The following is a 10,661-nucleotide window of genomic DNA, read 5'->3' as shown; positions in this document are numbered from 1 at the left end:
TTTGTTGGACGAACCTTTTGCCGGCGTTGACCCGATTGCTGTCATCGATATTCAGAAAATCATCGAGTTCCTCAAATTACGCGGTATCGGCGTATTGATTACCGACCACAACGTGCGCGAAACCCTCAGCATCTGCGACCGTGCTTACATCATCAGCGACGGTACGGTATTGGCTTCAGGCAAGCCGGATGATTTGGTCAACAATGAACAAGTCCGTTCGGTTTACTTGGGTGAAAATTTCAAATATTGAATGCATATTTGACGGTATATGAGACCCTCATTTCAATTGAGGGCGGCTATAAATATTGGAATAATCACTAAAAATACAAATATAATACCGATAAACTAATCTTTCAGACGGCCTGCCGTATAAAGGCCGTCTGAAAAACTATCCATACATTTCGAATTAAACACTATGTCTTCACTCGTCCTTAAACTCAAACAGACCCAGCAGCTCAACCAGCGGCTGCAACAGTCTCTGCGCATCTTGCAGATGTCGGGTCTTGAGCTTGAGCGCGAAGTGGAAGACTGGTTGTCAGACAATCCTCTGCTTGAGCGTCCGGAAAGCGATGAATTTGCCGATAGCGGGCTCAACCGTGCGGTAACCATGCCGCGCGCAGGTCAGCAGTTGAGCGGCGACGATGCCGAAGATATTTGGAGCAACATCGCCGAAGAAGAGGATTTCAAACACTATCTGCATGCCCAAGTGTGCGAGCATCCGCTCTCGCAAGTGGAAGCGGCCTATGTTCACGTCTTGATTGATTTTTTGGACGAACAAGGCTACCTCACCGACAGCCTCGAAGAAATTATCGACCACACGCCGTTGGAATGGATGCTGGACGAAGAAGCCCTGCAAAACGCGCTGGATGTATTGCAAACCTTTGAGCCGCCCGGCGTGGCGGCGGCGGATTTGACCGAGTCGCTTATGTTGCAGTTAATGCGTTTGCCGGCTTCTCCTGCCCGACAAATGGCCGCGCATTTGGTGCAAAGTTCGCTTCAAGACTTAGGCAAAAACCGCAAACAAAACGTTCTGCGTTTCCGCAAACTTTATCCCGATACCGACAGCAAAACCATAGAAGCCGCGCTCGATATGATTGCCGGGCTCAATCCCTATCCAGCCTACGGCTTCGCCTCTGCCACGCCTACGCCTTATATTCAGCCTGACGTTTGGGTCAAAGAGGGCAAGGACGGCTGGGAAGTCATCAGCAACGAAGCGGCTTGGCCGAAGCTGCAGCTCAATCAGGAATATTGCGACCTGATGAAATCAGAGGAAGAGGGCGCACCGGAGTGGAAGGAAAAAATCAACGAAGCCAAGCAGCGCATTGATTCTTTGGAGCTGCGTAAAAGCACTGTCCTCCGCCTTGCCGAGTATATCGTCAAAAATCAGGAAGATTTTTTCATCTTCGGAGAAATCGGCCTGTCTCCCATGCTGATGAAAGATGCCGCCGCCGAATTGGGTTTGGCGGAAAGTACCATCTCGCGTGCCGCCAATCAGAAATATTTGTCTTGCCCGCGCGGCCTGTTTGCGTTACGCTATTTCTTCACACAGGCAGTCAATGCCGATGATGATGGCGAAGGGTTCAGCCAAGGCGCAATCAAAGCCGTATTGAGCCAGTTGATTGAAAGTGAAGACAGCAGCAAACCCTATTCGGACGAGACCCTCGTCAAATTATTAAAACAACGCGGCATTGAAATTGCCAGACGTACAGTTGCTAAATATAGAGAATCATTAGACATCCCACCGGCACACAAACGAAAATTTACCGAGTAGATATATTCCGATCCGTTTTGACGGACTAATCAACCGAAGGAGCTGTATCATGAATCTGAAAATCACCGGTCTGAATTTTGATGTTACCGAAGCCATCAAAAACTATGTTTCCGACAAGTTGGCACGAATCAATCGCCATGCCGACAACATCATTTCTGTGACCATTACGCTCTCGGTGGAAAAAGTCAATCAAAAAGCCGAAGCTGATGCGCATCTGGCAGGCAAAGATTTGCACGTTGAAGCGATTGAACAGGATATGTACGCCGCGATTGATGTTTTGATGGACAAGCTCGACCGCGCTGTTTTGAAACATAAAGAAAAAAGCGGCGATGTCCGCAGTACTGTCAAACCTGAAGCAGAATAAAATTTTTGTATGATAAAGGCCGTCTGAACATTCAGACGGCCTTTTGTTTTACTAGAAGTTTTAGACTGGCAATCTAGTTACTCACTTTTTCGCCATTCCACGGTGCCACTTTAAACAGCAGCAACATACCCGGTATGCCCAAAGCGAAACACAGCCAGTAGAAATTAAAGTAACCCATCGCTTCAATCAGATAGCCTGTAGAGGCGTTGATAAATGTACGCGGTACAGCGGAAAGGCTGGTAAAGAGGGCTAATTGTGTGGCCGTAAATGCAGGATTGGTTTCACGAGCCATATAGGCAACAAACGCCGCTGTACCCAGACCTACGCCCGCTGCTTCTGCACCAATCACTGCCGCAAGCATCATTTGTTCTGTCAGTGTGATGGTTTCAAACTTGCCAAAATTTGCCAACCAGGCAAAGCCTAGAATAGTAACCCATTGCGCCACGCCGAAAACCCATAATGCCCTGTTGATCCCGAGTTTCAACATCCAAATACCACCGGCAATGCCGGCAATCACAGCAGGCCACAGGCCGGCATTTTTGGCAATGAGGCCGATGTCGGTTTTGCTGAAGCCCATGTCCAGATAAAACGGTGTAGCCAAAGAAGTGGCCATGCTGTCGCCCAGTTTGTAGAGAAAGATAAACAGCAATACCAATATGGCCTGTTTGATGCCTTTGCGGGAGAAGAACTCACTGAAAGGGTCAGAGACTGTTTGGGCAAATGTACGAGGCACAGTTGGCGGAATGTCAGGCTCTTTAGCTAAAAACAGGGTCATCAGCAGACCGGGCAGCATAAATAGTGCAGTAATGATGAATACGTTGTGCCAAGGCATTAAATCAGCCAGAATCAAGCTGAGTGAGCCAGGTACCAAAGCAGCAATACGGTAGGCATTGACGTGGATGGAGTTGCCCAAGCCTAATTCTTCATCTGACAAAATTTCGCGGCGAAATGCATCCAATACAATATCTTGGCTGGCAGAGAAAAAGGCAACCACCAACGATAAGCCCATAATTACATATAAATGCTGAGCAGGATTTAGGAAGGCGTAAATGAGCAAGGTCAGCAGCAAACCAATTTGCGTAACCAGCATCCAACCGCGCCGCCGTCCTAAAAAAGGTAATCTGACCAAATCAATGACGGGAGACCAGATAAATTTCCAAGTGAAAGGCAGCCCGATAAGTGCCATCAGGCCGATGGTTTTCAAATCGACATGTTCGCTGCGCAACCATGCAGGAATAAGGTTGATCAGAAAATAAAGCGGCAGCCCCGAAGTGAAGCCTGTAAAGATACAAATCAGCATACTGCGCGAGAAAATCTTGCGCCAAGTGCTGGTTTGGGGTGCGGTGGTCATAGTGGAATCAATAAAAAAGGAAAGGGATATTGTAGCAAAGATGGGGGATATGGCGAATTAACTTCTGCTATCTTTATTGAATAAAGGCCGTCTGAAACTTTGACAAATTAAGTTTCAGACGGCCTTTTGTTGGAACAACTGGTTTGGCGGGCAACGGAGACTTCAGGACGGAAGAAGGGTTGCTTGGGTGTATTCATAAAATTGAAGTTAAGAAAGTTTCAGACGACCCCTAGAGATCGTTTGAACGATGAGAAATATCAGTGGTAATTTGTGCCGTCAGTGTAGCCGTTTCCTGATTTGTCCACAGCAAAAGCAGAAATCGGACCGACCGTTACTGTCCCTTTAGGCTGAGTTTCTTGGTAATACTCATATGCTGCAACACCCATACCAGTTGCAGCACCAACAGCAGCACCAATTGTGCCACCGACCATAATAGCTGGTCCGGCAGGAATACTGCCAAAAGCTATACCGACACCCAGACCAATACCTGCACCAATTGATCCTCCTATTTATGCACCATTTGCTCCTCCTTGAAGGATTCTCTCTCCTAAGCCTCCTCCATAAATTAGTTCCAGATCCTCAATGGATAGTTCAATCATGTTATTTTTCCTTTTCAAAAAAATTAGATGTAGAATATTGAGTCAATACACCCAATATGGAAAAAATAATAAAAGCATGAATATAAATCATAAAATCAACATTATCTCCTTGGTAGCTTTCATAAATAAAAACGATTGGTATTGATATACAAATTAAAATGTACAGGTACTTTGAAATTACCAGTAACTTATACACAAATTTTGATTTCATAGCCTAGTCTTTCATTTGAATAAAATCTACCCTAATCAACTTTCCAACCAACTTCCTAACTTCTTCATGCTTTCCCTGATTGAAGTTAACCAGTAGATTTTTCAACAATATGTATATTATGTTAAATAATAAATGGTAATTGTCACATTCAAATATTAAGGATAACCTACTTTGAAACTATATCGCTTTGATGCGTAATTCTATAAAAAACATTGAATTTTCATGTTTTCTATTTATCCAGTATTTTGGAGTTGATAAGTGAGAGCAAAAAACTTTGGAAATCTACGATTCTCCTTCCAACACCTCATCATTTCTCTAGAGAATTTAGGCAAAGGCGATATTGATAACTCATTTCATTAAATGGAACCAAATGAGAATAATTTATTTATAAAATCCTTTTAAATTAATGGGTTACAATAAAAATTGATAAAATAAAATTGACTATTCTCAATAAAATGAGTAAAATTCATCCGCAAATACAAATTTTGTATTGTGATACATCTATCATAACCGCATTAAGAAAAGGAGTTAGTTATGCTAAGTAAGTCAATTACAGCAAAATTAAACGAACAAATTAATCTCGAGTTGTATTCATCAAATGTCTATTTGCAAATGAGTGCATGGTGCCATAAACATGGTTATGAAGGCGCTGCAGCATTTTTACTTCGTCATGCCGATGAAGAATTGGAACATATGCAAAAGTTGTTTACTTATGTGAGCGAAACCAGTGGAATGCCTTTGTTAGGTAAAATTGACGCCCCTAAACACGATTACGCTTCATTAAAAGAAGTTTTTGAAACAACACTTGAACACGAAAAACTAGTGACATCTAAAATTAATGAGTTAGTTGAGAGTACTTTTGCAGAAAAGGATTACTCTACTTTTAACTTCTTACAATGGTATGTAGCTGAACAGCATGAAGAAGAAAAATTATTTAACAGTATTGTTGATAAATTCAAACTTCTTGGTGAAAGTGGTACAGCGCTCTACTACATTGATCGTGAATTAAAAACTTTATAAGAATAGGAGAAATAAAATGTTATCAAATAGCGTGATTAAACTATTAAATGATCAAATGAATTTAGAGTTTTATTCTTCTAACTTATATTTACAAATGAGCGCCTGGTGCGAACAACAAGGTTTCGAAGGAGCTGCAAAATTTTTATCAGAGCATGCGGCTGAGGAAATGCAGCATATGCGTAAACTCTTCACTTATTTAAATGAGACCGGCGCATTGGCTATCATCACACAAATTGATGAACCACCTCATCAATTTTCATCATTGAAACAAGTACTTGAATTAACTTATGAACATGAAAAGTTAATTACCTCTAAAATCAATGAATTAGTTGGTAGAACTTTTGAAGAGAAAGACTACTCTGCCTTTAACTTCTTACAATGGTATGTGGCTGAACAACATGAAGAAGAAAAATTATTCAGTGGAATTTTGGATAAATTAAATCTTCTTGGTGAAGATGGTAAAGGTTTGTTCTTAGTTGATAAAGATTTAGGCGCATTAACAACAAACAACTAATCAAGTCTGATGAAAAAGGCTAAGTCATTATCGATTTAGCCTTTTTTTATATCAAAATCTAGCTACTTTTGTCTAAAAGTGCGGTGCTTTAACGGTTCATTCTTACCGCCGATTAGGTTTTGAAATGCCCGTAAGACAGGCAGATATGCTTGTCTTACGGGCATTTTATTTTCAGACGGCCTTCGATCTTGCGTTGCAGTTGCGGTAGAAGGCGATCAGACCGTTGGTGGAGCTGTCGTGTGCAGGCGTGCCGCGTTCGAGTTCGGGTTCGATGGTTTTGGCCAGCTCTTTACCGTATTCCACGCCCCATTGGTCGAAGGGGTTGATACGCCAAATCACGCCTTGAACGAAAGTACGATGTTCGTAAGCAGCCATCAGCATGCCGAGGTTGAAAGGCGTCAGGCTGTCGATGAGCAGGCTGTTGCTCGGACGGTTGCCGGGGAATTCTTTTTGCGGTGCAAGGCGGTCGCGTTCGTCTTGGGGTAGGGCGGCCAATTCGATTTGCACTTCGTCTAAGGTTTTGCCTTTCATCAGCGCTTCGGCTTGGGCGAAGGCATTGGCAACGGTAAAGCGGTGTTGGCGGTGGTTGCCGTAGACTGTGGTCATGGGGACGATGAAGTCGACGGGAATCAGACGCGTGCCTTGGTGCAGAAGCTGGAAGTAGGCATGTTGGCAGTTGACGCCTTCATCGCCGAAGACAATGCCGCCAGTGGTGCAGGAAACGGGTTGGCCGTCTGAAGTACGCTGTTTGCCGAGGCTTTCCATATCGAGCTGGTTGAGCCATGGTGTGAAGAGGCGCATGTTGTGGCTGTATGGGACAACGGTTTGGCCGTCTGAATGTTGGAAGTTGTTGTACCAAACGTTGATGAGCGCCATCAGGACGGGAATGTTGTGGCGGAATGGCGTTTCGAAGAAGTGGGTATCCATCGCGTGTGCGCCGGCCAGCATTTTGCGGAATGCTTTTTCGCCGACGGCAACCATCAGCGGCAGGCCGATGGGCGACCAGACGGAATAGCGGCCGCCGACCCAGTCGGACATGGCGAAGACTTTGTCGGGGGAAATGCCGAAGTTTTGGGCGGCGGCCACATCGGCAGAAATGGCGCAGAAGTGGCGGTAGATGCCGGAATCGGGCAAACCTGCATCGCGATACCAAGTACGCGCCGCATAGGCATTGAGCAGGGTTTCCGGTGTGCGGAACGATTTGCTGGCAATGCTGAATACGGTGGTTTCGGGGTTGAGGCCGAGAAGGGTTTGGGTCAAGTCGGCATCATCGGAATTGCTGACAAAGTGGACGCGGATGTTTTGCCAATAAGGCTGCAGCGCCTGTGTGGCCATGCGCGGGCCCAAATCGGAACCGCCGATACCGATGTGAACCAAGTCGGTAATCGGTTTGCCGGTAATGCCTGCGTGGGTGCCGTCCAAAAGTTGGCGTGCGAACTCGAGTGTGCGGTTGAGTTCGTGATGAACTTTGGACACGATGTTTTCGCCGTCAACGTAAATGGGTTGGGCATTGGCCGGCAGGCGCAGGGCGGTGTGGAGGACGGCGCGGTGTTCGCTGGTGTTGATTTTTTCGCCGTTGATCATGGCCTGCATATATTGTGGCAAATCGGCTGCTTCGGCCAGTCGGCACAATAAATTAAGGGTATTTTCATCCAGACGGTTTTTGCTGTAATCAAATAACAAACCGTGCAGAATTTCGTGCATATTGTTGAAACGTTCGGCATCTGCAGCGAAACGTTCGCGCAGGGTAACGTGTTGCGTATCGGCATGATGGGCTTCCAAGGCCTGCCATGCGTCTGAGTATGCGGTCATCTCGTTTCCTTAGTATGTAACGGTAAAATAAGCAGGATAGATAGGTATTTCCTGCTTTTTTGTAGTGGCTTGTAGTTTAACAAATTTGAACAGGTTTTGGGAGGTGGCGGGGGTGTTTTTGTTTAAGAAATGTATGCAAAATGAAAAAGAAATGATTGATTATCATCAAGTTTCTGTAAAAAAAAGGGGTATGACACCGATGTCTGCTGTGTTATCCTATGTAACATTATTGAAATCTTGTCGGGACGGGTCCGTAAGATGGCTACAATTTATGATGTCGCTGCTTATGCCGGGGTATCTCCCAAGACGGTCAGCCGGGTGATTAACGGCGATGCGCCGGTCAGTGATAAAACCCGTTCTAAAGTAGAAACAGCGATTGCTGCTTTGGGCTATATCCCGTCTTCTGCGGCGCGGATTATGCGGTCACACCGTTCCGGCTTGGTCGGTCTGATTACCGGCGCCATTTCGCGGACAGGCGAGAATACGGGCGGACACGGCATACCGGATATGTTCTTGATTAAGGGCATTCAGCAGCAGATTCGTGCACAAGGCAAGATTTTGATGATTGCCGACATCGACAACAAGCCAGGGCAGCCCGGTCAGATGGAGCCGCTGATCCGTACCTTTATGGAGCATCGTGCCGAGGGGATTTTATATGTGGCCGGTTTCCATCAGGAAGTATTGCTGCCGGAAGTGCCCAACCGTTGCCCGATGGTGTTGGTCAACTGTTTCGATTTGGCAGGTACGCCGTCGGTTTTGCCGGACGATGAAGCAGGGCAGTATGGCTTGGTGCGCCGGATTATCCAAAGCGGACACAAACGGATTGCTTATGTGACTTTGCAGCCGGGCGTAGAAGCAACGAGATTGAGATTGGCCGGATACCGCCGGGCTTTGGCGGATGCGGATATTGTCTTCGATCCTGATTTGGTGCAAACTGGTTATCCTGACTTCAGCAATGACAGCGGATCTTTGATTTCGGCTATTTTGAAACTGTTGTCTTTGACGCTTCCGCCGACGGTCATTTGCTGCGGTAACGATGAAATGGCAGTACGCGTGTACGGGATTTTGAGGACGCGCGGCGTGCGGGTTCCCGAGCAAGTTTCGGTTGCCGGCTATGATAACCACAGCGCGATTGCGGAGACGCTGTTTCCGCCGTTGACCAGTACCGAGCTGCCTTATCTGCGCATGGGCGCGATGGCGGCGGATTTGCTGTTTCAATACATTGAACACCCGACCGGCTCGGTTCAGTCAGTCAAGGTCGTTGGGGAAACCATCTGGCGTCAGTCTGTGATTAATAAATAGTTTCAGACGGCCTGAAAATAAGCTTTAAACAACGCAAACACACATCAAAATAAGATTATGTAAACGGTCAAAATAAAGGCCGTCTGAAAACAGGATTGCCTCATTAAAAAGGCGGCCCAATACAATAAAAGCGTCATACCGCTGAAATTGGAGTTTGTTGTTTCCATAGTTTATTATCCAGGAGTAGCCTTACTATGAAAATCTCCCCACAAGTGGCGATGACACTTCGCCAGATTATGCTGATGAACTTCGGTTTCTTCGGTATTCAATATAGCTTCGGGTTGCAGCAAACTGCGATTAACCCGATTTTCAGCTTTCTTCATGCCGATCCGAGCCAATTGCCGATTTTGAATATGGCAGGCCCGATTACCGGTTTGCTGGTGCAGCCGATGATTGGTGCGATGAGTGACCGCACTTGGGTGCCCGGATTGGGCCGCCGCCGTCCGTATTTCTTGATTGGCGCCATTGGTTGCAGTCTCTGTCTCTTTATCTATCCGCACGTTACCGCCTTGTGGGTGGCCGTATTGCTGCTGTGGCTCTTGGACATCAGTAATAATACTGCAATGGAACCTTTCCGTGCCTTCATTGCCGATACCGTTCCTGAACACCAGCAATCCACCGGTTTCTTGATGCAGTCTGTGTTTACCGGCTTGGGCATTACCCTGGCCAACGTTTCCCTCTATATCTTCCAACAAATCGGCTGGTTGCAACAAACTTCCGAAGCAGGCATTCCGTATTGGGTATTCGGTTCGTTTTATATTGGTGCGGTCTGCTCCATCGGTTCGGTTTTGATTACCGTTTTATCAACGGCCGAACGCGAGCCCAGCCCTGAAGAAATGGCGGCCATTAAAGCCCAGCCGAGCGGTCCGGCCCATGCTGTTAAAGATATTGTCGTTGCCGTGCGCGAAATGCCGACTGCCCTGTGGCAACTGGCCTTGGTGTATCTCTTCCAATGGTACGCGCTCTTCATCTACTGGCAATATATTTCCCACAGTATCGTCCAATCCGTCTGGGATTCGACCGTTGAAAATACCGAAGCGTATAGCCAAGCGGTTGCATGGACCGGCCTGGTAAACGGTTTTTACAACGTGATAACCTTTATCTCCGCCTTTGGCCTGATGTGGATGGCGCGCAAATACGCCGCCAAATATGTTCACGCCTTTGCCGTAACCCTTGCCGCACTAGCCTTGCTCACCATTCCGCACATCGGCAACAAATACCTGATGTTTGCGCCGATGATTGGTTTCGGTGTCGGTTGGGCAAGTATGATGGGCGTGCCGTTTATGATTGTGGTCGGTTCTATTCCGAAAGAACGTTACGGCGTGTACATGGGTATTGTGAACATGATGATTGTGATTCCAATGCTGATTGAAACCGTATCTTTCGGCTGGGTGTACAGAACTTTCTTGGGTTCAAACCCTGCCAACGCGATGACTTTTGCCGGTGTTTCCCTGGCCATTGCCGCAGCGGTGACCTTAACCATTAAAACTGCGGCCAAACCGGCTACTGCAGAATAACGAAGTTTTGATTTAAAACCAAAATGAAAAGGCCGTCTGAAACATGAAAGGGTTTCAGACGGCCTTTTTTGTCGAAACGGATTCCATTTGCTGACCTGATTCGGAAAGCCTTATTGTCGCTGCGCTACCGTTCATCACTCAAATTGGCTATGACTACCGATTTTGCTTTACAATATCCTTCTTTAATTTATTTCGTTTTA

At 46.3% G+C, this 10,661-nt stretch carries 9 protein-coding genes and 1 pseudogene; 7 read left to right on the top strand and 3 right to left on the bottom strand.

The features are described 5' to 3' along the window. The 3 genes and pseudogenes from ACTHS3_RS02155 to hpf all read left to right on the top strand — a co-directional run. A pseudogene (locus ACTHS3_RS02155) lies at positions 1–250 on the top strand (LPS export ABC transporter ATP-binding protein); the annotation flags it as partial. Positions 251–415: 165 nt separating this feature from the next. After that, positions 416–1,771 carry an RNA polymerase factor sigma-54 gene (rpoN, locus tag ACTHS3_RS02150; protein ID WP_004518851.1) on the top strand — a complete coding sequence of 452 codons (1,356 nt, stop codon included), beginning with the start codon at positions 416–418 and terminating at the stop codon, positions 1,769–1,771. 49 nt (positions 1,772–1,820) lie between these two features. Next, positions 1,821–2,135 carry a ribosome hibernation-promoting factor, HPF/YfiA family gene (hpf, locus tag ACTHS3_RS02145; RefSeq protein WP_003686778.1) on the top strand — a complete coding sequence of 105 codons (315 nt, stop codon included), beginning with the start codon at positions 1,821–1,823 and terminating at the stop codon, positions 2,133–2,135. A gap of 73 nt (positions 2,136–2,208) precedes the next feature. Here the strand turns inward: hpf and ACTHS3_RS02140 are convergent, their stop codons facing one another. Beyond that, on the bottom strand, positions 2,209–3,486 hold the full coding sequence (locus ACTHS3_RS02140; protein ID WP_371459658.1) for an AmpG family muropeptide MFS transporter: 1,278 nt from the start codon (positions 3,484–3,486) through the stop codon (positions 2,209–2,211). Between the two features lie 257 nt (positions 3,487–3,743). Continuing rightward, positions 3,744–3,917 (bottom strand): hypothetical protein, encoded by a 174-nt coding sequence (locus ACTHS3_RS02135; protein WP_224783520.1) that lies wholly within the window; start codon positions 3,915–3,917, stop codon positions 3,744–3,746. A 913-nt stretch (positions 3,918–4,830) separates the two neighbouring features. Between ACTHS3_RS02135 and ftnA (ACTHS3_RS02130) the strand changes: the two genes are divergently transcribed. Continuing rightward, positions 4,831–5,316 (top strand): non-heme ferritin, encoded by a 486-nt coding sequence (gene ftnA / locus ACTHS3_RS02130; RefSeq protein ID WP_003686837.1) that lies wholly within the window; start codon positions 4,831–4,833, stop codon positions 5,314–5,316. A gap of 16 nt (positions 5,317–5,332) precedes the next feature. Next, positions 5,333–5,830 carry a non-heme ferritin gene (ftnA, locus tag ACTHS3_RS02125; RefSeq protein WP_003686798.1) on the top strand — a complete coding sequence of 166 codons (498 nt, stop codon included), beginning with the start codon at positions 5,333–5,335 and terminating at the stop codon, positions 5,828–5,830. A gap of 171 nt (positions 5,831–6,001) precedes the next feature. On the opposite strand, the gene pgi is transcribed toward ftnA (ACTHS3_RS02125), so the two are convergent. Beyond that, positions 6,002–7,642: a glucose-6-phosphate isomerase gene (gene pgi, locus ACTHS3_RS02120; protein ID WP_440366999.1), complete on the bottom strand. Its 1,641-nt coding sequence runs from the start codon at positions 7,640–7,642 to the stop codon at positions 6,002–6,004. Between the two features lie 258 nt (positions 7,643–7,900). On the opposite strand from pgi, the gene ACTHS3_RS02115 reads away from it, so the two are divergent. Both ACTHS3_RS02115 and ACTHS3_RS02110 read left to right on the top strand, forming a co-directional pair. Further along, the gene (locus ACTHS3_RS02115; protein WP_049344511.1) at positions 7,901–8,944 is read left to right on the top strand and encodes a LacI family DNA-binding transcriptional regulator; all 1,044 of its coding nucleotides are present in this window, start codon (positions 7,901–7,903) and stop codon (positions 8,942–8,944) included. A 194-nt stretch (positions 8,945–9,138) separates the two neighbouring features. Then, positions 9,139–10,461, top strand: coding sequence for an MFS transporter (locus tag ACTHS3_RS02110; RefSeq protein WP_049344509.1), 1,323 nt, complete (start codon positions 9,139–9,141; stop codon positions 10,459–10,461). Positions 10,462–10,661 lie beyond the last annotated feature (200 nt).

The organism is Neisseria sp. P0009.S007 (assembly GCF_051962515.1).
This window is presented reverse-complemented; position numbering and strand designations above follow the sequence as displayed.

Excerpts from the sequence above, each read along its gene's own strand:
- ACTHS3_RS02135 (WP_224783520.1), bottom strand. The coding sequence starts at position 3,917 with ATGGTCGGTGGCACAATTGGTGCTGCTGTTGGTGCTGCAACTGGTATG.
- pgi (WP_440366999.1), bottom strand. The coding sequence starts at position 7,642 with ATGACCGCATACTCAGACGCATGGCAGGCCTTGGAAGCCCATCATGCC.
- ACTHS3_RS02140 (WP_371459658.1), bottom strand. The coding sequence starts at position 3,486 with ATGACCACCGCACCCCAAACCAGCACTTGGCGCAAGATTTTCTCGCGC.
- ACTHS3_RS02110 (WP_049344509.1), top strand. The coding sequence starts at position 9,139 with ATGAAAATCTCCCCACAAGTGGCGATGACACTTCGCCAGATTATGCTG.
- rpoN (WP_004518851.1), top strand. The coding sequence starts at position 416 with ATGTCTTCACTCGTCCTTAAACTCAAACAGACCCAGCAGCTCAACCAG.
- hpf (WP_003686778.1), top strand. The coding sequence starts at position 1,821 with ATGAATCTGAAAATCACCGGTCTGAATTTTGATGTTACCGAAGCCATC.
- ftnA (WP_003686837.1), top strand. The coding sequence starts at position 4,831 with ATGCTAAGTAAGTCAATTACAGCAAAATTAAACGAACAAATTAATCTC.
- ftnA (WP_003686798.1), top strand. The coding sequence starts at position 5,333 with ATGTTATCAAATAGCGTGATTAAACTATTAAATGATCAAATGAATTTA.
- ACTHS3_RS02115 (WP_049344511.1), top strand. The coding sequence starts at position 7,901 with ATGGCTACAATTTATGATGTCGCTGCTTATGCCGGGGTATCTCCCAAG.